This window comes from Wenyingzhuangia fucanilytica, assembly GCF_001697185.1.
GTDB classification, from domain to species: Bacteria; Bacteroidota; Bacteroidia; order Flavobacteriales; family Flavobacteriaceae; genus Wenyingzhuangia; species Wenyingzhuangia fucanilytica.
On the sequence record NZ_CP014224.1, the window covers coordinates 3297712 to 3321963 of the forward strand.

15 protein-coding genes are annotated in these 24252 nt (G+C 30.2%); 9 read left to right on the forward strand and 6 right to left on the reverse strand.

What is annotated here, in order from left to right; genetic code table 11:
• Nucleotides 1–92: 92 nt before the first annotated feature.
• The 3 genes from AXE80_RS13640 (at nt 93) to AXE80_RS13650 (ending at nt 5697) form a co-directional block, all read left to right on the forward strand.
• On the forward strand, nt 93–3650 hold the full coding sequence (locus AXE80_RS13640) for a right-handed parallel beta-helix repeat-containing protein (RefSeq protein WP_068828313.1): 3558 nt from the start codon (nt 93–95) through the stop codon (nt 3648–3650).
• Between the two features lie 167 nt (nt 3651–3817).
• Entirely contained in the window at nt 3818–4720 is a 903-nt protein-coding gene (locus AXE80_RS13645; RefSeq protein ID WP_068828316.1) for a TIGR01777 family oxidoreductase, read from the forward strand.
• A 131-nt stretch (nt 4721–4851) separates the two neighbouring features.
• A complete protein-coding gene (locus AXE80_RS13650) occupies nt 4852–5697 on the forward strand; it encodes a T9SS type A sorting domain-containing protein (protein WP_068828318.1) in 846 nt (281 codons plus the stop codon).
• A gap of 108 nt (nt 5698–5805) precedes the next feature.
• On the opposite strand, the gene AXE80_RS13655 is transcribed toward AXE80_RS13650, so the two are convergent.
• Complete coding sequence (locus AXE80_RS13655) at nt 5806–6615, reverse strand: Rossmann-fold NAD(P)-binding domain-containing protein (RefSeq protein WP_068828320.1); 810 nt, start codon at nt 6613–6615, stop codon at nt 5806–5808.
• Nucleotides 6599–7126 (reverse strand): CvpA family protein, encoded by a 528-nt coding sequence (locus AXE80_RS13660; RefSeq protein WP_068828322.1) that lies wholly within the window; start codon nt 7124–7126, stop codon nt 6599–6601. The genes AXE80_RS13655 and AXE80_RS13660 overlap by 17 nt, the downstream gene beginning before the upstream one ends.
• Before the next feature lie 78 nt (nt 7127–7204).
• Between AXE80_RS13660 and AXE80_RS13665 the strand changes: the two genes are divergently transcribed.
• Both AXE80_RS13665 and AXE80_RS13670 read left to right on the forward strand, forming a co-directional pair.
• The gene (locus AXE80_RS13665; protein ID WP_068828323.1) at nt 7205–7546 is read left to right on the forward strand and encodes a hypothetical protein; all 342 of its coding nucleotides are present in this window, start codon (nt 7205–7207) and stop codon (nt 7544–7546) included.
• Between the two features lie 32 nt (nt 7547–7578).
• Nucleotides 7579–8898: a TlpA family protein disulfide reductase gene (locus AXE80_RS13670; protein ID WP_068828325.1), complete on the forward strand. Its 1320-nt coding sequence runs from the start codon at nt 7579–7581 to the stop codon at nt 8896–8898.
• Between the two features lie 6 nt (nt 8899–8904).
• Here the strand turns inward: AXE80_RS13670 and AXE80_RS13675 are convergent, their stop codons facing one another.
• Complete coding sequence (locus tag AXE80_RS13675) at nt 8905–9267, reverse strand: YraN family protein (RefSeq protein ID WP_068828327.1); 363 nt, start codon at nt 9265–9267, stop codon at nt 8905–8907.
• A gap of 672 nt (nt 9268–9939) precedes the next feature.
• On the reverse strand, nt 9940–10872 hold the full coding sequence (locus tag AXE80_RS13680) for a S66 peptidase family protein (RefSeq protein WP_237340616.1): 933 nt from the start codon (nt 10870–10872) through the stop codon (nt 9940–9942).
• 174 nt (nt 10873–11046) lie between these two features.
• On the opposite strand from AXE80_RS13680, the gene metG reads away from it, so the two are divergent.
• The 3 genes from metG (at nt 11047) to tamL (ending at nt 20683) form a co-directional block, all read left to right on the forward strand.
• Nucleotides 11047–13152, forward strand: a complete 2106-nt coding sequence (metG, locus tag AXE80_RS13685) for a methionine--tRNA ligase (protein WP_068828330.1) — start codon at nt 11047–11049, stop codon at nt 13150–13152.
• A 284-nt stretch (nt 13153–13436) separates the two neighbouring features.
• Complete coding sequence (locus AXE80_RS13690) at nt 13437–18422, forward strand: translocation/assembly module TamB domain-containing protein (RefSeq protein ID WP_068828331.1); 4986 nt, start codon at nt 13437–13439, stop codon at nt 18420–18422.
• Nucleotides 18422–20683, forward strand: coding sequence for a translocation and assembly module lipoprotein TamL (gene tamL / locus AXE80_RS13695; RefSeq protein WP_068828333.1), 2262 nt, complete (start codon nt 18422–18424; stop codon nt 20681–20683). Before AXE80_RS13690 ends, tamL begins: the two co-directional genes overlap by 1 nt.
• A gap of 64 nt (nt 20684–20747) precedes the next feature.
• Here tamL and AXE80_RS13700 read toward each other — a convergent pair whose 3' ends face one another.
• Both AXE80_RS13700 and AXE80_RS13705 read right to left on the reverse strand, forming a co-directional pair.
• Nucleotides 20748–21200, reverse strand: coding sequence for a CBS domain-containing protein (locus AXE80_RS13700; RefSeq protein ID WP_068828335.1), 453 nt, complete (start codon nt 21198–21200; stop codon nt 20748–20750).
• A 78-nt stretch (nt 21201–21278) separates the two neighbouring features.
• Nucleotides 21279–21740, reverse strand: coding sequence for an Lrp/AsnC family transcriptional regulator (locus AXE80_RS13705; RefSeq protein WP_068828338.1), 462 nt, complete (start codon nt 21738–21740; stop codon nt 21279–21281).
• Nucleotides 21741–21895: 155 nt separating this feature from the next.
• Here AXE80_RS13705 and metE point away from each other — a divergent pair, with 155 nt between their 5' ends.
• On the forward strand, nt 21896–24211 hold the full coding sequence (metE, locus tag AXE80_RS13710) for a 5-methyltetrahydropteroyltriglutamate--homocysteine S-methyltransferase (protein WP_068828341.1): 2316 nt from the start codon (nt 21896–21898) through the stop codon (nt 24209–24211).
• Nucleotides 24212–24252: the final 41 nt, after the last annotated feature.

Consider the following 24252-nt stretch of genomic DNA (forward strand, 5'->3'; position numbering starts at 1 on the left):
ATTATCAATAGCTTTGATAAACTCAACTGATGTTGAAGAGTTTATGGAAGATGGAAATACTTCTAATAAAGAATCAACTTTAAAATAAAAATATGAATAAAAAAACTCTATTTTATCTGTTCACTGTATTTAGTGTTCTATATGTTCAGGCTCAAACCATCATAGATTTTGATGCTGTTAGAGATTTAACAAAGCCATTAAATACTGAAATACAAAAATTAATTAACAGTAACCCAGGTGCTATTATTGAATTTAAATCATCAGAATATGATTTAGAGAAGAGAGGGTTAACAATATCTAAGCCTATTACACTTAGAGGTTTAACCAACAATAGTCTTACTCCCGATTTGTCTGGAAAAGGAGCAGATAATAAAAATATACTTAGTGAATTTGTTAATTGTAACACTATTTTAATAAGATCAGATAATGTACACATAGAATCATTGTACTTTAAAAAGGATTATGGTCCTAAATACAATGTGTTTTTCAATTTTTTACATCCAACTTATTTAGATCAAGATTTAGACACGAACTTGGAATATACGGGTATAAGTTTAAAAAATGTTGTGATAGATGGTGGAGGTTATGCTGTAACAACTGGTAATGGTTTTGGAGGTACTTTTGAAAACGTTTCTGTAATTAATTTTAATGTTATAGGAGTGTGGTTCAATCGTAGAGGAAACGTTAAAAAACATAGTAAAGTAACTTTTACCAATTGTACTTTTGAGCCTAGAAACGATTTAAATAGCAATGGAGCTCCCGTGTTTCCAGGAAGTAATATCGAATTTAACGACAGAGCAATTTCTTTTGATGGAGGAAACACATCCTATCCTATTGTTTGGGATCATAGCGGATCTACTATTGAGCGCTGTTTGTTTAAAAACACAGGAGTTGGTGCTTCGTCTAGAGGAGCCAATGTGGTTTTAAATAATAATGAATTTAACGATACTCAAGGAAAAGTAGAACTAGTACGTGTAGAAGAATTCTCAAGTAATTTTACAATTACAAACAATACTTTTAATTGTAATAATGCACAAAGTGGAATTATCACTTTTGATAGAGAATTGCAAGTAGTTAGCAATATTGAGATTAAGAACAATACTATTTTAGGTTTTTATAGATATTTTATTTCAGCATACGCTCCAAGTGATTTAACAATAGAAAATAACGATTTTACCAATGCTCATACAACAACTGGTAGTGCGTGGATTAATTTAACGTATTATGAAAATGCATCAGAGGAACCAATAGCTCCAAGAAGTAACCCAGACATGCCTGGAGACTTTGCTTCTGATAATATTATTATTAGAAATAATACAGGGTTAGATTCTTCTAACAAAGGAACTCTTACGGTAAATGTACTTAACAATGCTCAGGGTAATGTTTTTGATTTTCCTGCAAATAGAACTACAATTAATAGTATAGATGCTCCTAAACAATTATTAGAAAACGGAGTTTATGAAATAATTAATTTAAAAACGACTAAAAAACTGACACCAAATACGGGAGACAATTTTTTAATCACGGATAGTAAATTGACAGATGTTACCAAGTGGACAGTTACTTTTGTACCTCCGTATAGTTATACTATTCAAAATGTAGAAACAAACGAATATTTAGAGTTAGATATTCCGTTTACAGAAAGTAACATTATAGGAAACCCAAATAACTTACCTCAACTTTTTCCTTTTGCAAAGAATACGTATGCAGGTGTTGTTGCAGATAAGGTTAATAGACTCCCGTTTTGGGCTTTTAGAAAAGAGGGTGATAAGTACGTTATTCTGCCTGGAGGTAATGAATTAATGTCTGCAATTGCAATTACAGATAGTGATGTTGTTTCCTTAGTAGCAGCAAGACAAAAAGCACCAAATAGTGATGCTAGAATTCCTGTAGAGCTTAAAGACAATGCTAAGTGGTCGTTTAAACCGATCACAGATAATTATATTTCTTGGGATTCAAGTTCAAATATAGAATTTAATATAGGGGAAACAATAGAACAAAAACTTAGCTATGAAATACGAAAATCAAATGAAGTATTACAATCGGTAGATTTTGGACTTGTGATTATTGATGAAGAAACCAATGCTTTTATTGAGGAAACAGCTTTGTTAAACCCAACAGTTGGCAACTCTTCGGGCTCTATAACTTTTGATTATACGGTTCCGAGTGATGTAAAACCTTCATCAAGTTTAGCTCATGGTCAAACCTATGCTATACGCGCAAGATTAATAACCAAATTAAATAATACAGGGGCAGATATTATAGAATCTATACAAGTACCTGTATCTATTTTTAAAAATATTACAGAGACAGAAATTACATGGGATTCCAACACTAATACGGAATTTGTAATTGGATCTACAACAGAACAAACCATAAGTCATGCAGTATTGGCTAGTGAAACACCTGTTTATTCTCAATTTGGATTGTTTATAGTAAATACTTCTGACAATAGTATTGTATCAGCAATAACCCCTCAAAATTTTCCTTCTACGGCAGCAAATATTGAACAAAGAGAAACAAAAACTTTTAATTTTTCTATACCTGGAGATGTAGTGCCTTCAGATAAATTACCTGCTGGTCAACGTTATGTAGTTAGAGCTATTATAGCGAGTAAGGATGCGAATGATGTAGATAAATATGCTTCGGACCTTGCTGTAGTTACAGTTGTGGCTCCAAATACAGTAACTTGGGATACTAGTAGTTTTACACAATTTGAAGTTGATGAAACTAGAGAGCAGTCTATTTCTTATTTTTATCATGCTACAGAAACGTTAAACTTTATTCAGTTTGGACTTATTGTTCGTAACGCTACAAATAATTCATTTATTAGAGAAATTGCACCTCAAACAATCGTTCCAGTTGCTTCTGGAGTAAATAGCGGTACTAAAACATTTGATTTTAAAACGCCTACGGGTATTGCATTAAGTAGTGCTTTGGCAGCGAATGAAAAATATTCTATACGTGTTAGAATGAATACTACAGATGGTGGAGGTAATGAAAAATTTACGGTTAGCTTTGTAGATGCAACAGTTGTTGCGGTAAATAGTAATTTTGTAAGATGGGAAACATTTGCAAATAAATTAGGAGTAGATGTAGAAACTACACAGGAAATCTCTTACAGAATTCAAGACGACGAAAGTATTGAGTCTGTTCAGTTTGGACTAGTAATTACCACAAATGATAATATTTATCTTAGTGAGCCAACACCTACTTTAGTAGGAGGCAATACAGCTCCAAATGAAGCCTTTAATACTGAGTTTGTATATGAAATACCATCAGAAACTACAATCTCTAGTGATTTACCTGCAAATCAAAAATACCGATTAAGAACTCGTGTTACTTATAAAGACAATACTAATACAACACAAAAATTATTACAATTCAAAGATGTGTTGGTTGTTAGTAAAGATGAGTTCTTGTCTACACCAATTTTTTCTGTAAACCAAGGATTGTCTGTTTATGTAGACCCTACATTTGGAGCCTTACATATAAAAAATACCAAAGCAACAGTTTTTGAAATTTATAATATTACAGGACAATTAGTTAAAAAAGCAAGAGATACAAAATCAATAAACGTAGAAAGTTTAAAACCAGGTATTTATTTCCTTAAAACAAATCAACGCGAAGTTGTGAAATTTATAAAATAAAAAACTTAATTCTATTTTTTGTAAAAGACCAGGGAAGTTACTTCTCTGGTCTTTTGTATTTGGTAGAAAATAGGAAGGTTGTGAATCATTAGAATTAATACTAGAATTTGTGTAGTGAGTGAGAGTTTATTGTAACTTTAAAAGTTGTATATAAATGTTTTTTAAAGATGAAAGTTTTAATTACAGGAGGTACAGGTTTGGTTGGTGGTTCTTTATCTGAGGTGTTGTTGGCTCAAAATATGGAGGTAATTATTATGTCTCGTTCCATAAAAAAATCTGAAACAAAAGGATTGAGTTATGCGCATTGGGATATTGATAAAGAAACCATAGAGACTGATGCTGTTTGTAGTGCAGATCATATTATTCACTTAGCTGGTGCTAATATTGGAGATAAAAGATGGACATCTAAGCAAAAAGAGATTATGATTGATAGCAGGGTAAAAACAGCCAATTTATTGTTTAAAACCTTAAAAGAAAACAATCATAAAGTAAAGACTTTTATATCTGCATCTGGAGCAGATTGTTACGGATTAGAAACTACGGATAAATATTATCAAGAAACAGATTCTTTTGGAAATGATTTTTTAGCTAAAGTTTGTAAAAAATGGGAAGCAGCGGCAAATCAATTTTCAGATTTGGGAATTAGAACAGTTTGTTTAAGAACCGGAGTGGTGTTTGCAAGTCATAATTCAGCATTACAAAAAATGGCTTTTCCAATACAATTAGGTTTTGGTTCTGCTATTGGCTCTGGGGAACAAATCATGTCAATTATTCATCTAAAAGATTTGTGTAACATGTATATATATGCTCTTAACAATTTAGAATTACAAGGAAGTTATAATGCTGTTGCAGTTAACAATACAAACAAAGAAGTAACAAAAAAAATAGCAAGCGTTTTAAGAAAGCCTCTTTTTATGCCAAAAGTTCCTGCTTTTATGTTAAAATTAATTTTTGGAGAAATGGCAACAATACTATTAAAAGGAAGTGCTGTTGATAATGCTAAAATAAAATCAACAGGATTTAAGTTTTCTTATCCAACGTTACAAGAAATATTAAATGAAGTGTTTTAATAAAGGTTGTTGTTCTAACATATTGTAATATGATTAAAATGAATGATAATTTTAATAAAATGGATGTAATTTTATAGATTTTATATTTATCAATAAATATTTTTGATGATATAATAATTAAAAATATTGATATGAAGAAAAGATTACATTATTTAACAGTACTAAGTTTTTTGTTTTTTGGTAAAATAGTATTTGCTCAGGAAGGTATTAATGAGCCTTTTATAGTTGTAGGAGATTGGTCTGTAAACGATAATCCAAACGGAACAAGTAATATTTCAGGTGGACTTTTAGATGTTACTATGGGGGATCAAGGAACTTCAGGTAAATACCGTGCAGATCTAAACTTTCTTGCAGGTACTAATTATACAATTAATAAGGAGGCAGATAAACTTATTGCTATTAAATTTATTGGAGATAAACCTTCAACAGGAGTTTTAAAATTAGAATTATATAATTTAACAGCGGGTGCTTGGATAAATAGAGGAGGAGGTAGATATACTCCTGCGGGTTCTGTGGTTACTACTTCAGGAGATAATATTTATTATTTTGATGTTACTCCTGATACAAATTATACTACTGGAGATATTGAAGTGAATAAAATTAACTTTACAATAGCTGATGCTACTGTTCCAACAAATTATACAGTAGATTGGGTTGCTAGTTTTACAAATGTAGCAGATATTGAAGCTTATAAAGATACAGATGATGATGCTTCAATGTCATTAAAAGGCGGGTTGCTAAATTCTGTATTTAAAGTTTATCCTAACCCTTCAACAGAAAATATATTTAATATTAGCTTAAATAATAAATACTCTAAAAGTGAGGCAGTTGTAAAAGTTTATAATGTAATAGGTAGTCTTGTATTAAATAAAAATGCAAAAATAGTTAACAAGACTATTAGTGTTAATCATCATTTATTACCAGGTGTTTATTTTGTACAAATTGAAGGAAATACAAGTAAATTGATTGTAAAATAAAGTAGAAGTTTATTCTAGATTAGTAAAAATAGATGTAGGCTCTTTTTAAAGGGTTTACATCTATTTTTGTATAACCAGATAAATTTTTAGTATTTCTATAGAAATAGCCTAATTTTTAAAAACCTTTAATGCTTCTATTAAATCAGGGTAGATGAATGTATAATTTAATTCATCTATTAATTTTTGATTAGAAATTATTTTAAAAGAGGTTAATTCTTCTATAAAAGTGGCAGGTTTTTTTCCCATTTGTTTAGTAGCAAGTGTGTAATAATTTGCTTTTGTAGGATGCGAAGTTGCTGCTGCATTGTAGGTTGTGTTCCATTTTTTTTGATGAATAATAGTTTTTACAATTCCTATACAATCTTCTAAATGAATTAAATTAATAGGGGTTAAAGCATTTTGTACTACTTTATCTTCTTTAAAAAAGTTTCCAGGATTACGTGTTCCGCCAATTAACCCAGCAAAACGGATAATGGTAGTGTTAAAGTTTTTGTTGTTTTTAAACAAATCTTCAAAAAGTAATAAGTCTTTTTTTGCAGGATTTACTTTAAAGTTTTCTTCCTCGGTAACCTCTCCATCAACATCAGCATATACAGCGGTAGAACTAATAAAAACAACGTGTTTAATGGGTGATTTTTCTATGGCTTTTACCAAAGTTTTATAGCTATTTAAAAACGGCTTTTGTTTTCTAAACGGAACGTTGATAAAAAGTATTTCGGATTGTAAAAAATGATCTAAATTCCCATCGATTTCTTCATCAATACTTAGCACATAGGGTTGAATATTTAACATTAATAATGTTTCACATTTATCGGTAGTTGTGGTGCTTCCTTTTACAGTAAACCCATCTTTTACCATTGCTTTGGCTAAAGGTAAACCCAACCATCCACAACCTAAAATACTAATAGATTTTTTCATCCTTATTTTCTTTTTCTTTAAAATCATCAAGCTTGTCTAACAATACAGGAAATATGGCAGAAGCTAAATTTTTGGTAGGGGTGTAAAGTATAGATTTTTCAATTTCTTTTTCACCAACAAAAGGAATCATCACATTAATTCTTTCAAACCAACCCAATAAAACACTCATAATTAAAGCTAGTTTTAGGCAGCCAAAAATACCTCCTAAAATTTTATTAATCAATCCTAAAGCAGCTAGAGAAGCTATTTTTGTTAGCACTTTTCCTGCTAATGAAATAACAATTACAATAACAACAAAAGTTATGGCAAATGCGGTTAACGAAATAAATTTAGGTTCCCAAGTTAGGTATTGACTTAATAGGTCTTTGGCATAAAAAGAAAAGTGAATAGCCCCATATATTCCAGCAATTAATGCTACTAATGATGCAATTTCTACAAAAAGTCCTTTCATCAAACCTTTTACAAAACCAAACAGTAAAATCACTGCAATAACAATATCAATAACCTCCATGTAATAAATTTGAATCAAAGATACAGTTTTCTCGTTTTTAGCCTTTGGGACTTCTTATATTTGTTAAAAAAAGTAAAGATGGTAAATGATGAGCAATTAAAATTGCGCTGGCACGAAGTGGTAAAAAATCTGTCTGATAAGTTTGCAGATGGTGATACTTTAGACGTTGATGCTATTTTGTATTTAATTGGGGTTCAAGAACTAGGTCAGGGATATAGAGTTTTTAAAAAAGATGAAAAACTAAATTTAATGCATATTGCTATTTGTAGGGTTTTAGAACCTTATGGTTATTATGAGTTTGATTATTTTGATGAAGATGGATGGCCACATTTTAATGTATTAGAAAGTTTGCCTAATTTAAAGGCTGGAGAACAAACCTTATTAATGAAAGAGGCCATTGTACGCTATTTTGATGAATAGTTATGGAATATTTTTTGCAATAACATACCAATATGAAAAATCTTACCACATTTATACTACTGATAGCCTTTCAATTTTTAAGCGCTCAATATACAGTAACAGGTGTTTTTACAGATAAAGTTGTTGATATTGAGGACGTAGCTTTATACAGAATTATTAATGGAAAGGCAGATTATGTAAAGTATGCTGATGTAAAAGATAAAGTGTTTACTTTTTCTATGGACAGTTTGCCTGCGGGTAATTACAAGGCTTTATATCAAAATGTTAAAACAGGTTATGTAGATTTTATTTTTAATAATGAGGATGTAAAATTTAGTGTTGATAGTAAAAAAGGACAGCCATCAGTAACTTATTTAGCTTCTAGAGAAAATCAATTATTACAAGCTTATAATTATAGTATTAGTCAGTTACAATATAAGTTAGATTCTATTCAATTGGCATATTTTAGTAAGCCCACAACCAATATAGCTAAGTATCAAGAAGTAAAAGCTAAGGTTGATGGTGCTCAAAATTATTATGAAGATTTAGCCAAAGATGATTATTGTTATGGACTTATAAAAGCTACAAAAAGGTATAATGCGCCCATGCCTTTTGTTTTGCTAGATGAATATTTAGACAATATTATTACGCACTTTTTTGATTATATAGATTTTCAAGATGCATCACTTAGAAACTCTATGTTTATTAAAAGCAGATTAAAAGATTATGTTTTTTACCTGCATCAAACAGATGATGTAGTGCAACAAAATGAATTGTATATCAATGCAATCAAACAAATTTTGGCAAAAACTTCTGACGATGTGTTTAAAGAAGAAGTTTTACGATTTTTTATTCCAGAGTTTATCAAAAAGGAAAATAATAAAGTACTGTCTGCAATAGTTAACATATATAAAGAATTACCAGAAACTATTCAAAATAACGATTTTTTAGCAGAAGTGGATAGTAAGGCTAGAACTATAATAGGTGTTATTGCTCCTGATATTAAAATATCGGATACAGAAACTTTATACTCTTTAAAAAAGAGCCATATGTATTTGGTTGTGTTTTGGAGTAGTACTTGTTCTCACTGTGTTATAGAACTACCTAAGCTAAAAGAAATTTTAAATCTTAAAAACAATATTACTGTTGTAGCGGTAGGTTTAGAAGAAGAAGATACTCAAGAAAAATGGAGTGCTTATGTGGCTGAAAACATTAAAGATTGGAAAAACGTGATGGCTCTAGGAAAGTGGGATAGCAAAGAAGCTATTGACTATGACGTTAATGCCACACCGACTTATTTTGTGTTGAATAAAGACAAGCGTATTATAGCCAAACCAAACAACTTTAAATTGTTAAAAGAAATATTAGAGTAATAAGTATTACTCAAAAGCTAAAAAGGCTTCTTTAATATGTTCTATTTTGGTTTCATGTTTGTTTTTAACAATAGCAATTATATCAAAACGAACTTCGAGGTCTAAATTTCTTTTTTGTACATAAGCATCTGCTGCGTTTATCAATAATTTTATTTTGGATTTGGTAATAAACTCTTCTGGATTTCCAAAAAAATCGGTGCTTCTAGTTTTTACTTCTATAATGGTAAGAACGTTGTTTTTAAGGGCAATAATATCAATCTCTGCCTTTAAATAACGCCAGTTTTTATCAAGAATGGTATAGTCTTGTTTTATTAAGTATTCGGTAGCCAAAGCTTCGCCTAAATGTCCTAAATCGTTATGAGTAGCCATTTTTATTTCTAAAATAGTTTTTATTTAGATAAATATTTGGTTATCAAATAAAAAAGTTTCAATTTTGTGTCATAATGAAACAACAGAATTTACATATCACCCAATTAATCGCTTCTACGAAGTCGTTATCAAAATCTATTATGGTCAAGAACCATAAGGATGGGATGTTATTATGTATTTGTAAGTTTTAAATAGAGAAAAATAAATTTAAAAAATATATAAAAAGCATCCCATCGGGATGCTTTTTTCGTTTAATACCAATCATAAATTTTTAGTACCATGAACACACATTGCAACATTTCCATTTTAAAATCTAAACAGGCTTTAGCAGTAAAGTTTATGATGGCTTTACAGCAGGTCAAATCAAAGAATACAGTCCTTTATAAAAAAGATTATAGGTAATTAATTATCAACATATTCAATATTTATAAAGGCACTTTTTAAAGTGTCTTTTTTATTGAGCAAAATTTAAATAATATGAAAAATAATATAGAAAGAATCAATCAAATATTTCAAAACAACTTTATAAACAACATCATCCAAATCAATAGAAAACTCTATCCAAATCCTTATTTTTTGGAAGAAGAAAATAGAACTGATGATGAACCAATTCTGTTTATATGAATTGATATAAAAAATTACGACTGCTGATTTTAGGTAGTCGTAATTTTATTATTTAGTGAACTCTACTGTTGAGGTTTTTTCTTTAACAGTCATGTTTATTTCGTGTCCAAAAATAAGTCCTAAGTTTTTGTCTTCGTGACCTGCAGGAAAATCAAACAAAACAGGAAAGTTGTATTTTTTAACAATGCTAAGTACAATTTCTTCTATGCTTTGTCCAAATTCAGGATAGTTTTTTTTAGTATCGGTAAAATCTCCTAAAATAAGTCCTGCACAATCTTTAAAATATCCTTTTCTGTCTAAAGCTCTTAGCAGTCTATCAATATGATATTTGTACTCTCCAATTTCTTCTATAAACAAGATTTTATCTTTTGTAGAAAAACAAGTACTAGTACCAATCATATTTTCTAAGATGGTTAAATTTCCACCAATAACAACTCCAGAACAGTTCCCTGTTTGATTGAATTCGTTAGATTGAATATGATAAGTAGGTAAGTTGCCTTTAATAATATTGTTTAATTGTTCCATACTTTCCTCAATGGCCGGATAAGACTCTTTAAAATTGATAGGCATAGGAGCATGAATACTTTGAAATCCTAAGTTGTGTAACTTATTGTGAAACACAGTAATATCAGAATAACCAATAAGCCATTTAGGGTTTTTAGCAAAATTGTTAAAATTTAAATCATCAATAATTCTTACCGATCCATATCCGCCACGAGCACACCAAATAGCTTTGGCTGTTGGATGATCTAAAGCCCATTGCATGTCTTGTAAACGCTGAGTATCTGTACCAGCAAAATGATAATGCTCATTAAAAACAGCATCGCCAATAATTACGGTATATCCCCAATTTTCAAAAGTTTCTTTCGCTTTTTCTATAGCCAAAGGTTGTTTTACAATTCCAGCAGGAGCCACAATTAAAATAGTATCTCCCTGTTTTAAATAATCGGGTTGGGTAAAAGTGATGTTTTGACTGTTCATAGTAGTTATCACAAAGAAAAAAATGAGCCTAAAAAAGGATTTCATATGGTTGATTTGATATTCAAAAATAAACATTTAATATTTAGAGCTAATAGTGTTAATGATATTCTACAAATCATTGTTATAATGTTTCACAACAGAATTGTATTTTTGCGGTCTAAAATTATGTAATTCATGAACAATCCTAAAAGATATACCATTACAACCGCTTTGCCATATACTAACGGACCCATTCATATTGGGCATTTGGCAGGAGTTTATGTACCTGCTGATATTTATGTACGTTACTTGCGTAACAAAGGTAGAGATGTAGCTTTTGTTGGAGGTTCTGATGAGCATGGAGTGCCTATTACTATTAAGGCTAAAAAAGAAGGGGTAACGCCACAAGATGTGGTAGATAAATATCACGGAATTATTAAAAAATCTTTTGAAGATTTTGGAATTTCTTATGATAATTATTCAAGAACATCGGCACCTATTCATCATAAAACAGCTTCGGAATTTTTTACCAAGTTGTATGAAAAAGGGGAATTTATAGAAAAAGTAGAATCTCAATTGTTTGATGAAGAAGCCAATCAGTTTTTGGCTGATAGATTTGTAGTGGGAACTTGCCCAAAATGTGGTGATGAGAATTCTTATGGAGACCAATGTGAAAAATGTGGAACCTCTCACAATGCAACAGATTTAATCAACCCAAAATCTGCCATTACAGGAAATGTACCTACGGTTAAAGAAACCAAACACTGGTTTTTACCTTTAGATAAGCACGAAGCCTTTTTAAAAGAATGGATTTTAGAAGGTCATAAAGACGATTGGAAATCTAATGTTTACGGACAAGTAAAATCTTGGATTGATGATGGTTTACGCCCAAGAGCGGTAACTCGTGATTTAGATTGGGGAATTCCAGTTCCTGTAGAAGGAGCAGATGGAAAAGTTTTATACGTTTGGTTTGATGCCCCAATTGGATATATTTCATCAACCAAAGAATGGGCAGAAGCCAATGGAAAAGATTGGGAACCTTATTGGAAAGACAAAGACACCAAATTGGTACATTTTATAGGAAAAGATAATATTGTATTCCACTGTATTATTTTCCCAGCCATGTTAAAAGCCAATGGAGATTATATTATGCCAGATAATGTGCCTGCTAATGAGTTTTTAAATTTAGAAGGTAATAAATTGTCAACGTCTAAAAATTGGGCGGTATGGTTGCATGAATATTTAGAAGATTTCCCTGGTAAACAAGACGTATTGCGTTATGCTTTAACAGCCAATGCACCAGAAACTAAGGATAACGATTTTACTTGGAAAGATTTTCAGGCAAGAAATAACAACGAGTTGGTGGCCATTTTTGGAAACTTTATTAATAGAGTAGTGGTGCTAACCAACAAATATTATAATGGAGAAGTTCCTGTTGCTGGAGCATTATCGGAGTTAGACGGAGATGTTTTAGCTCAGGTAAAAGAATTCCCAAATATTATTTCAAGATCTATGGAACGTTACCGTTTTAGAGAAGCGTTGTCAGAAATGATGAACTTAGCTCGTTTGGGTAACAAATACTTAGCAGATGAAGAGCCTTGGAAATTGGTAAAAACAGATGAGGAGCGTACTAAAACAATTATGTATGTTGCTTTACAAATTGCTGCTGCATTGTCTGTTTTATCAGAACCATTTTTACCATTTAGTGCCAACAAATTAAAAGGAATTTTAAAATTAGGATCTTCGAACGAGGTCATCGAGCGTAGTCGAGATGGAGTAGAGAAGCAATCTGATTTAATTTGGGATGATGTAGAAAATAAAGACGAATTAATTCCTTCTGGGCATATCATTGGAAAATCAGAATTGTTGTTTGCTAAAATTGAAGATGCTGAAATTCAAGCACAAATAGATAAATTAGAAGCAACAAAATTAGCCAATGCTGCCGAAGCTAAAGTAGTAGAGCCGCAAAAAGAAACCATAGGTTTTGAGGATTTTACCAAATTAGATATTAGAACAGGTACTATTATAGAAGCAGAAAAAATGCCAAAAGCTAAAAAATTATTGGTGTTAAAAGTAGATACAGGTATTGATGTAAGAACCATTGTTTCTGGAATTGCAGAAAGCTATAAGCCAGAAGATATTATAGGTCAAAAAGTTTCTGTTTTGGTAAATCTAGCACCACGTAAATTAAGAGGTGTAGAAAGTGAAGGAATGATTTTAATGACAGATACCAAAGATGGAAAATTATCTTTTATAGCACCGTCAGAAGACAATGTTGCCAATGGTGAGTTTGTAAGTTAGCAAACTTTGTTTTTGCTAAAAAACATAAAATAAATAAAAAGGTCTGTATAAATATACAGACCTTTTTTGTTTTATAGTTTAGTTAGTTTATCTCTAATAAATCAGAGAATTGATTGCGAATATAATAATATTATTTAATAAACACCAAAAAAATAACAAAGATTGACTTTTAGTTAAAAAATGAATGTTTTAAAATAAAAGGAATATTGAATTTAATCGTTTGTAGAAGTTATATTTGTTATTAAAATATGGATTGATAAACAATCCTTTAAGCTGTGAAAGTAATGCCAAAAACAATTTTACATTTCTTAAAAAAAGCTGTCCATTTTTTTAAATGGATGTTTTTAGGGCTGTTAGGGTTGTTTGTAATATTGGTTTTTTTTATCCGTAGCCCTTGGGGACAAAACCTGATTAAGAATAAAATTACTGAATTTGTTTCGGAAAAAATTGAAACCAATTTTAGCATAGAAAAAATATACTTAGGTTTTTCTGGGAATTTAATTATTGAAGAGCTTTACCTAGAAGATCAGCAAAAAGATACTTTATTATATAGTAAATCCTTAGAGGTTTCTGTAGCAATTTTGCCTATCATAACCCAAAATACAATTTATGTAAAATCTGTAGATTGGACGGATTTAAAGGCTAAGGTGTATCAGTCCGAAAAACAACATCAATACAATTTTGATTATATTATTAATGCTTTTGTAGATCCAAATGCAGAGGAAAAACCTGTGCAAGAAAGCGATTCTTCTCCATTAGAAATAAAAGTAGGAACAATAAATTTTGCTGATTTTGATTTACTTTTTAACGATGAGGTTTTAGGAGTAAATACTCATTTAAAGTTGGGGAATTTAGGATTGGCATTTGGCAATCAATTTAACATCAATACTTTTCATTTTCCTATAAAAAAATTGGAACTAGCTAATGTAGATTTTAATTATACTCAAAGTAAATCTTTTCCAGAAACCGAAGAAAGTCAAGAGGAATCTCCTTCTCCCTTTTTAGAAATTGAGCAATTAAGTTTAGAAAATATAAAGGTTTATTATCAAGATAAAATAGCCAATAATTTAGCAGATGTAAATCTTGGTTTGTTTTTTATTGATAATGCTTTGGTTGATTTAAGCTCTCAAAAAATAGAAGTTGAAGAAATTGGTTTAAACAATACTTTTGCAAATTTAACTTTGATAAGTGAGAAAAAATCAACAGTACAAGATACTACCCAAACAGCTGTAAACACAAAGTTTGAGTGGCCAAATTGGAATATAAATGTTGAGGAATTGGCATTTAAAAATAATAGTATTGCTTTAAAAACAGGGAAAAATATTACATCCAAAAACATATTTAATCCAGAAGATTTTAAAATTAGCGAAACCAATATTTTGTTGAATGATTTTAGCTTGTTTAAAAATCATTTGTCTTTAGATTTAAAAGAAATATCATTTAAAGAAAAATGCGGATTTAACTTAAAAGAATTAGCCTTAAAAGGAATGGTTACTCCTGAGCAAATAGCTATTTCTACATTAAAAATTGCTACTAATAATAGCGCTATTCAAACCTATGGAAAGGTTACCTATCACTCTATAAATGATTTTATCAATCAACCTAAAAACACCAAGTTTAATGTAGATATAAGTCGCATAAATTTAAACGTAAAGGATGCGTATTATTTTAATGAGGAATTAAAAGAAAATGAATATCTAAATAAATTTTCTAAACATCCAATAACTGGAAATATAAAGGCAAATGGTGCGTTGCAAAATATTGATATTGCAGATTTACATTTAAACTGGGGAGAAAAAACAACAGTAGATTTATCAGGAAAAATTAAAGAGGTTTTATCGGAAAATAACTTGAGTTTTGAACTTCCAAATATCCGTTTTAAAACGGATAGAAAATCGGTTTTATCACTCATTAATGAACAGGATTTCGGAATTAGTGTGCCTAATATAATTGATTTAAAATCAGATGTAAAAGGGAGTTTATCAGAAATAAAAACCAATACTTTTTTAAAGTTAGACAAAGGAAATATTTCTTTAAAAGGCGATTTTAAAAATAGTAAAAAATCACAAGTTAAGGGAACTTTAAAAGTGACTGATTTAAACTTAGGAAAACTAATAAATAATCCTAAAGTAGGGGTGCTAGGTTTTAACACAAATGTAAACGCCGACTGGGTTGATGTTCACAATTTAAATGCAGAGTTAAGCACCACGTTTTCTAATTTAATTTTTGATGATTATAATTATAATCCACTTGTTATAAACGGAAATGTAATAGATGGAAAAGGAAGTGTTACAACTACTTTTAAAGATGAAAATTTAGATTTTGATACTAAAACAAATATCAAATTAGACTCTTTAATAACCAATATTACCTCGGCAATTAATATTAATGGAGTGAATCTTCAATCTTTAAAATTAACAGAAGAAAATTTAAAAGCAAGATTAAATATTAAGGTAGATTATAAAACCCATGCCGATGGTTTTACAGCAAAAGCGCAAACGGAAAATGGTTTGTTGGTGTATCAAAACGAATCTTTTCCTATCAGTAATTTTTTAATCAACACCAATATTGCTACAGATTCTACCAACGTTAGTGTAGAGAGCGGATTGTTAAATTTAAATTTACAAGCAAACACCAATCCCGAAAAAATTTCTAGTGCTATTAACAAACACATCAGCGCTTATTTTTCTAAAAATAGATTAGATACTGTTGCTGGGAATACTTTTTTAAATGCGGAGTTATCTATCAGTCAAGATCCAATGTTAGATCAAGTATTTTTAAAAGGATTAAATGAATTTGAACCCATAACTTTTAAGTTATCGTTTAACGAATTAGAAAAAAAACTGATTTCATCATTCAATATTCCTTTTGTAGAATATCAAGGAAGCAGTATAAAAAACGGGCAGTTTTCTTTAAATAGTGGTACAAATAATTTTGATTTAGATTTTAAGGTAGATAACGTAAAATATAATCCTGTTAACATCCAAAATATAAATTTGCAAGGAAAAGTAGTTGATGGTAATGTTCTTTTAGATTTTTCTACTGCTGATGAAACAGAAAAAATCATCAATATTAAAACAGAAATTGCTGCAAATGATTCTTTGGTAAAATTCCATGTAAATCCAAAAGATTTAATTTTAAACAGAAAGCCTTGGGCAATACCAGAAAATAATGCCATTTTATTTAATGGCAACATCACCTCAAAAGATTTTGAGTTGTCTAGAAACAATCAGGTTTTAAGTTTTAATGCACAGGTAAAAGAAGAAAACAACAATAATTTAGCTATTGATTTTAATAATTTTGATTTACTCAATTTAATTGCTTTTTTAAATCCTACAGAAAATATTGCTAGCGGAGTTGTGGGAGGAAATATAGAGGTAAATCATTTTAATAAAGAACAAAATTTAGTTTCTAATTTAAAAATAGAAGAGTTAAATGTTTTTCAGAATCTTCTAGGAACGTTGCAATTAAATGCAAAAACAATTAACAATCAAAATTACGATGTAGGCCTTTCTTTACAAGAAAAAAATAATATCGATTTAATGGTACAAGGGAGCTACAATGCAGCAGAAACCACATCACCATTAAACTTAAAAGTAAATTTAAATAAGCTAGGTTTAAGCAAAATTGAAGCTTTTGGTAAAGAATATATTTCTAATGCCTCTGGAAGTATTTCTGCAAATTTTAATATGAGTGGTAAGCTTGATGAACCTATTTATAACGGAAGTTTAAACTTTAATAAGGCAAAATTAAAAGTAAATAGTTTTAATACAGATTTTACTTTTCCCGAAGAATCTATCAAAATAGACAACTCTAGCGTATTGCTAAACAAGTTTACCATTTTAGACAAAGATGAAAATGCTTTTGTGTTAGATGGAGAAGTTTTAACGAGTGATTTTTCTAATCCTAAATTTAATTTATCGCTAAACTCACAAAACTTACAAGTTTTAAATTCTACTATAGAAGATAATGACTTGTACTATGGTAAATTATTTTTAGATGCCGATGTAAAAATTGGAGGTGATTTAAATATTCCTAAAGTAATGGGAACATTAAAAATTGATGAAAATTCAGATTTTACCTATGTAATTCCAGAATCAGAAATTGAAGCAGTAGAGAGAGAAGGTGTGGTTGTGTTTGTAAACAAAAAACAAAGTAATGATATTTTAACCGCTACCGGAAACTCAAACACATCAACAGGAATTGTAACTGGTTTAGATATTAAAACCATTTTAAAGGTTGATGAATCGGCGGTTTTAAACGTAATTATTGATAAAAAAACAGGGGATAATTTAAGAGTTTCTGGAGCAGCCGATTTAAATTTTGGAATGACTCCCAATGGTAGAACTACCTTATCTGGTAAATACGAGGTAAATAGCGGACACTACGAAGCTAGTTTGTACAATTTGGTTACTCGTAAATTTGATATTGCTAAAGGGAGCAGCATTCTTTGGCAAGGAGATCCATTAGAAGCTAAAATGGATATTAGAGCCATTTACAAGGTAAAATCATCGGCAAGTGGATTAATGTCATCAGTAACTTCTGGTATGGATTCTGACGCTTTAAACAAGTACAGAAAAAAAATGCCTTTTTTGGTGTATTTAAATTTAAAAGGAGAATTGTTAAAGCCCGAAATCAGTTTTAATTTAGATGTTCCAGAAGAGTCTAGAGGAGAGTTGGGCGGACAAGTTTATACCCAAGTACAACAACTAAATAACAGAGAAGAAGATTTAAACAAACAAGTGTTTTCTTTGTTGGTATTAAATCAATTTTTTCCATCAAATATAAGTGATGGAAGTAATGGAGGATCTCTTTCTATTGCTAGAGATAATGTAAACAAAGCGTTGTCTAATCAATTAAATAATTATTCCAACAAGTTGGTGGGTAAAACAGGGGTAGAGCTAGGTTTTGAATTAGACAGTTATACGGATTATACCGATAAAGGTGAGCAAAACAATACACAATTAAATGTTAGCGCTCAAAAGCGTTTGTTTAATGATAGGTTAACAGTACAGGTAGGAAGCGGTTTTGAAATAGAAAATACCTCAAAGGAACAAAATGAAAAAACACCTATTATTGGAAATGTTAATATTGAATATGCTTTAACAGAAAACAGAAGATATAGGTTAAAAGGTTTCCGTAAAAACGAATATCAAAGTGTTATAGATGGTCAGGTAATTGTTACTGGAATAGCTTTTTTATTCAACAAAGAGTTTAATAAATTTAGAGAGCTTTGGCTTAAAGAAAACTCCGAAAAATCTACCAAATAATGAAGCAAATCAATTTTTTTAGCGTTTGTTCGGTTTTTATAATGGTCATCATTATAAGCTCTTGTAGTGTAAAACGTTTTTTACCCGATGACGAAAAATTATATAGTGGAGCTAGTGTTAAAATTGTGAATACAAACAAGGTAAAAAACATTTCTAGCTTAGAAGACGAGCTGCAAGAATTGTTAAGACCAAAACCTAATAGTAAATTTTTAGGATCTAGAGTTGGTTTGTATTACCACTATAGAACTGCGCAAGGAAAAAAAGGGGCGATTACTAAGTATATGAATAAAAAGTATGGAGAAAAACCTATTTATTATTCAAATGTATCGCAAAATAAAGTCATCAACTTAATTAAAAATAGATTAGACAATAGAGGTTTTTTTAACAGTAAAGTTACGGCTTCGGTAAAAGAAAAAAAGCATACCAAAAGCATAGTATATACTGTAGATTTAACCGAGCCTTATGTGCTAGAAACTTATCAGTTAGAAAACGATACTTTACCTATTTACAAAGAAATTAAAGAAGTTTTAAAAACTACTTTATTAAAAAAAGGAACCAGATATAGTTTGGAATCTTTTAAGCAAGAAAGAATTAAAATTGATGAAAAACTAAAAGGAAAAGGATATTATAATTTTAATCAAGATTTTATCATTTTTGAAGCAGATACCAATCAATATAAAAACAAAAAATTTGATTTGTATTTAAGAATAAAAAAGGGCATACCTAAAAAGGCATTAATTCCTTATAATATCAATAAAATTAAGGTATATCCTAATTATGCTTTGTCTCAAAAAAACAAGGAAATAGACAGCACTCAATATAAAGGAGTTTACTTTATTCAAGACACCGTTTTTTTTAAACCCAAAAGACTTCGTAATTATTTATTGCTAAATCAAGACGATTATTACAATCCAAATAATTCAAAAATCACTAGTAAAAGATTATCATCAATAGGTACTTATAAGTATGTAAATATTCAGTTTGATGAAAAATTAGATAGCATTCAAAATGATAGTGTTGGTAGTTTAGAAGCTAATATTTACCTATCTCCGCTAAACAAAAGGTCTTTGGGAATTGAGCTACAAGCGGTAACAAAATCTAACAACTTTGCTGGGCCAGGTTTGTCGGTTAATTATAGAAATAGAAATTTATTTAGTGGAGGAGAGTTGTTAAGTGTTACGGGTACAGTTGCTTATGAAACCCAAATTGGGAACAATACTCAAAATTTAAATGGATTAAAGGTTGATTTAGGAGCAAGTTTAACTTTTCCACGATTAATTTTTCCATGGGATTTAACAGGTCGATTTAAATATGGAGTACCTAAAACTAAAATTTCTTTTGATTCGGAATATTTAAGCAGATCTAATTTATACGGTTTAATTTCGTTTACCAATAGCTTTGGTTATCATTGGGATGCCAATAAATATTTAAGTCATCAAATAAATCCTATCAACATTAATTATGTAAGACTGTTTAACACAACTTCTGATTTTGATGCTATTTTGGCCAATAATCCTTTTTTACAAAGCAGTTTCGATCAACAATTTATAGCCGGATTTACTTATAATTTAACCTATAGTGAATTGGGTAGAAGTGCTAAAAAAAATCAAATATTTATTGCTTCTAATGTTGATGTTGCCGGAAATGCATTGAGTTTATTAAGCAATAGCTCTCCCGGAAACAAAAAAACATTTTTAGGTTTAGAATATGCACAATATGCTAAGGTAGATTTAGATTTTAGATATTATTTAGGTTTAGGAAAAGAACAAACTTTAATTAGTAGGTTATATGGAGGATTGGGAATTCCCTTTGGAAACTCAACAGTTTTACCTTTTACCAAACAATTTTTTGCAGGTGGACCTTATAGTATTAGAGGTTTTGCTTCAAGATCTATTGGGCCCGGAACGTATAATAACAGTACAACCAACAGTACTTATTTTGATAGTTCTGGAGATATTCGTTTAGAAGCCAATTTAGAATATCGTTTTCCTATTTACTCTTTAATCAAAGGTGCTTTTTTTGCCGATGCTGGAAATGTTTGGTTGTATAACAATAGTAGTTCTTTAAGTGGCGGTCAGTTTTCTTCTAACTTTATAAATGAATTGGCGGTAAGTGCAGGAGCAGGAATAAGGGTAGATATACAAAGTTTTGTTATTAGGTTTGATGTTGCCACCCCTTTAAAACAACCAACCTCAACTTCTATAAGCACAATTAAGTTGAACAACACTATTTTAAATTTTGCGATTGGGTATCCTTTCTAAAAGTAAAAAGAGCGTTACCATATAAACATGATAACGCTCTTTATAGTTTAGCTAGTTTTAGTTTTTATCTCATTTCCAAAGCAGCTTTTAATACATCTTTTCTACTAATTTGACCAATAATTTTATTTCCTTCAGTAACCGGAAAACGGTTTCTTCTAGAGGTGCAAAACATGTGTGCAGCATCAAATATATTGGTGTCTCCTTTAATAGATTCTACAATAGTTTCCATATACTCTTCAACCGTTTGGTCGTGTAAAGGAATGTTGTAATATCTACTATTGGCAATTTTTTTCATACAATCTCCTTCAGAAATCATTCCTAATATTGCATCATCCTCATCTAAAACACAGGCTCCGGCAATATTATTGGTTACTAAAATTTGCATTGCTTCTCCAATACTTAATTTTGGAGTAAAGGTTATCAACCTATTTCTAGGTACCATATAATCCGAAACCAATATTTTGTCTGGAAGTATTCCTGTCTTTGTATCGGGTGATTTAAAGTTTTTGATAGCCATATTCTAATAATTTTAGTTGAATACCTAATATAGTATTTATTTTTAATGAAAGCAATAGTTTTTACGATACCACTTATTTTAAATAGGAACTTCGGTACAATTTTTAATTTCTCCCATTACAAAAGTACTTTGAGTACTTCCTATATTTTTTACCTTTCCTAAGTGATTTAATACAAAATCTTGATATCCTTCCATATCATTTACCATTACTTTTAAAAGAAAATCATAATCTCCAGAAATGTTATAACATTCTGTTACTTGTTTTAAAGAAGTAATGTCTTTTACAAACTGATGACCAATATCCATGGTGTGTTCTTTCAGTTTTATATTGCAAAAAACAATTAGTTTTTTACCCAAAAGAGTTCTATCTAATAAAGCAACATGTTTGGTAATATATCCGTTTTTTTCAAGTTTTTTTATTCTCTCGTGAACAGGAGTGTTAGACAGGTTGGTTATGTTAGCTAGCTCTTTAATGGTAATTCTAGCGTTTTTTTGTAACTGTTTTAACAGTATCAAATCTGTTTGATCTGGTATATACATAGTAATTTTTTCTTTTTATAGCTTTTTCAAAAACTAATATAGAGTTTTTTTCTCTATAATTTCATTTAAAAGGTTTTTTATCTGTATTTAAGGGTTAATTTTAGTTAAATACTTATGTGTTATAGTTTTGTAGTAGAATTTAAATCTTAAAAACTATGAAAAGTCATGTATTAGGATATCCTAGAGTTGGAGCTAAAAGAGAATTAAAAAAAGCGATAGAAAACTATTGGGGTAAAAACAGTAATCAAGAAGCTTTAGAGCTTATTGCAGCTGAAATTAGAAAACAAAATTGGAAAAAACAACAAAACGCTGGCATTGATTTTATTCCAGTAAACGATTTTTCTTTTTACGATCAAGTATTAGATACTACCTTGTTGGTGGGGGCAGTACCAGAGCGTTATCAAGCGTTATTAAACAACCAAAACTTGTCAGAACTGGATGTTTATTTTGCTATGGCAAGAGGACTGCAAACAGAAGACTATGATATAACGGCTATGGAGATGACAAAATGGTTTGATACCAATTATCATTACATAGTTCCTGAGTTTGTAAAGAACCAAACATTTAAAAATTTATCAAAAAAAGTAATTAATGAATATAAAGAAGCTGTTGCCTTAGGAATTAATGCAAAGCCAGTATTGATTAGTCCTGCCTCTTATTTATTACTAGGAAAAGAGAAAGAAGCTGGTTTTGATAAGTTAGACTTGTTAGATGGGTTGTTAGAGGTTTATAAGCAAGTTATTGCTGAATTAGAAAATTTAGGGGCAACGTATATCCAAATAGATGAACCTTTTTTAGCTTTAAATTTAAAAGATAAGGAACAATTTACCATTCAGAAAACACATCAGTTTTTAAACAAGGAATTCCCGAATTTAAAGTTTATTACTGCTACTTATTTTGATGATGTTTTAGATAATTTAGAATTAATTAATCAATTGCCAGGAGCAGTATTACATATTGATTTAACTAGAGGTGATGAAACACAATTGTTAAAAATATTACAATCAGAATTTAAAAATCAATCAAAAGTATTGTCTTTAGGTTTGGTTGATGGTCGTAATATTTGGAAGAATGATTTTACCAAATCTATAGCACAAATCAATAAAGCCAAAGAAGTTTTAGGAACTGATAGGGTTTGGGTAGCAAGTTCTAGCTCATTATTACATGTACCAGTAGATTTAGAAAGCGAAGAAAAATTAGATGATGAACTAAAATCTTGGTTAAGTTTTGCTGCTCAAAAATTAGATGAAGTTGTGTTGTTAAAAACATTAAGCACACATCCTACTCATGCAGATTTATTGGCTTTTGAAAATAATAAAAAGGATATTCAGGAGAGAAGAGCCTCTGGTAGGATTCATAAATTTCATGTTAAAAATCGCGAGAGTTTTATAGAGGATAAAGATTTACATAGAAATAGTGCTTTTGCAACTAGAAAAATAATTCAAACAAAAGCTTTACAACTGCCTTTATATCCAACCACTACAATTGGATCTTTTCCTCAAACACCAGAGGTAAGAAGTTGGAGAGCCAAACATAAAAAAGGGTTGATAAGTAACCAGGAGTACAATACTTTATTGGAACAAGAAACCAAAGAATCTATTGAGTTTCAAGAGCAAGTAGGACTAGATGTATTGGTTCATGGAGAATTTGAGAGAAATGATATGGTTGAGTATTTTGGTGAGCAATTAGAAGGTTTTGCTTTTACCCAATTTGGATGGGTTCAGAGTTATGGAACTCGCTGCGTAAAACCACCAATTATTTTTGGGGATGTAGAGCGCTTAAATCCAATGACTTTAGAATGGACGGTTTTTGCACAATCTTTAACCAATAAGTATGTAAAAGGAATGTTAACGGGGCCAGTTACCATTTTACAATGGTCTTTTGTGAGAGATGATCAACCTAGAAAAACAACCTGTAATCAAATTGCTCTAGCTATTAGAGATGAGGTTGTAGATTTAGAAAAAGCAGGAATAAAAATTATTCAGATTGATGAGCCTGCTATTAGAGAAGGATTGCCGTTAAAACAAGCACAGTGGAATGATTATTTAACATGGGCAGTAAATGCTTTTAAGTTATCTGCTAGTGGTGTAAATGATGAAACTCAAATTCACACTCATATGTGTTATTCGGAGTTTAATGACATTATCAAAGCAATTGCAGATATGGATGCAGATGTTATTACTATTGAATGTTCTCGTTCTCAAATGGAATTGTTAGATGTTTTTGCAGAGTTTAACTATCCTAATGAAATAGGGCCAGGAGTGTATGATATCCATTCGCCAAGAGTGCCATCAACCCAAGAAGTGGTTGATTTAATTGAAAAGGCAGAAAAATACATCCCAAAAGAAAACATTTGGATCAATCCTGATTGTGGGCTAAAAACTAGAAAATGGCCTGAAACCAAAAAAGCTTTAGAGGTTATGGTAAATGCCACTCAGCAAATAAGAGAAAAAGTTGAAGTTAGTTGTTAAGTTTAAAAATCCCGTATATCGTTTTTGTATACGGGATTTTA

Excerpts from the sequence above, each read along its gene's own strand:
- AXE80_RS13640 (WP_068828313.1), top strand. The coding sequence starts at position 93 with ATGAATAAAAAAACTCTATTTTATCTGTTCACTGTATTTAGTGTTCTA.
- AXE80_RS13645 (WP_068828316.1), top strand. The coding sequence starts at position 3,818 with ATGAAAGTTTTAATTACAGGAGGTACAGGTTTGGTTGGTGGTTCTTTA.
- AXE80_RS13650 (WP_068828318.1), top strand. The coding sequence starts at position 4,852 with ATGAAGAAAAGATTACATTATTTAACAGTACTAAGTTTTTTGTTTTTT.
- AXE80_RS13655 (WP_068828320.1), bottom strand. The coding sequence starts at position 6,615 with ATGAAAAAATCTATTAGTATTTTAGGTTGTGGATGGTTGGGTTTACCT.
- AXE80_RS13660 (WP_068828322.1), bottom strand. The coding sequence starts at position 7,126 with ATGGAGGTTATTGATATTGTTATTGCAGTGATTTTACTGTTTGGTTTT.
- AXE80_RS13665 (WP_068828323.1), top strand. The coding sequence starts at position 7,205 with ATGGTAAATGATGAGCAATTAAAATTGCGCTGGCACGAAGTGGTAAAA.
- AXE80_RS13670 (WP_068828325.1), top strand. The coding sequence starts at position 7,579 with ATGAAAAATCTTACCACATTTATACTACTGATAGCCTTTCAATTTTTA.
- AXE80_RS13675 (WP_068828327.1), bottom strand. The coding sequence starts at position 9,267 with ATGGCTACTCATAACGATTTAGGACATTTAGGCGAAGCTTTGGCTACC.
- AXE80_RS13680 (WP_237340616.1), bottom strand. The coding sequence starts at position 10,872 with ATGAACAGTCAAAACATCACTTTTACCCAACCCGATTATTTAAAACAG.
- metG (WP_068828330.1), top strand. The coding sequence starts at position 11,047 with ATGAACAATCCTAAAAGATATACCATTACAACCGCTTTGCCATATACT.
- AXE80_RS13690 (WP_068828331.1), top strand. The coding sequence starts at position 13,437 with ATGCCAAAAACAATTTTACATTTCTTAAAAAAAGCTGTCCATTTTTTT.
- tamL (WP_068828333.1), top strand. The coding sequence starts at position 18,422 with ATGAAGCAAATCAATTTTTTTAGCGTTTGTTCGGTTTTTATAATGGTC.
- AXE80_RS13700 (WP_068828335.1), bottom strand. The coding sequence starts at position 21,200 with ATGGCTATCAAAAACTTTAAATCACCCGATACAAAGACAGGAATACTT.
- AXE80_RS13705 (WP_068828338.1), bottom strand. The coding sequence starts at position 21,740 with ATGTATATACCAGATCAAACAGATTTGATACTGTTAAAACAGTTACAA.
- metE (WP_068828341.1), top strand. The coding sequence starts at position 21,896 with ATGAAAAGTCATGTATTAGGATATCCTAGAGTTGGAGCTAAAAGAGAA.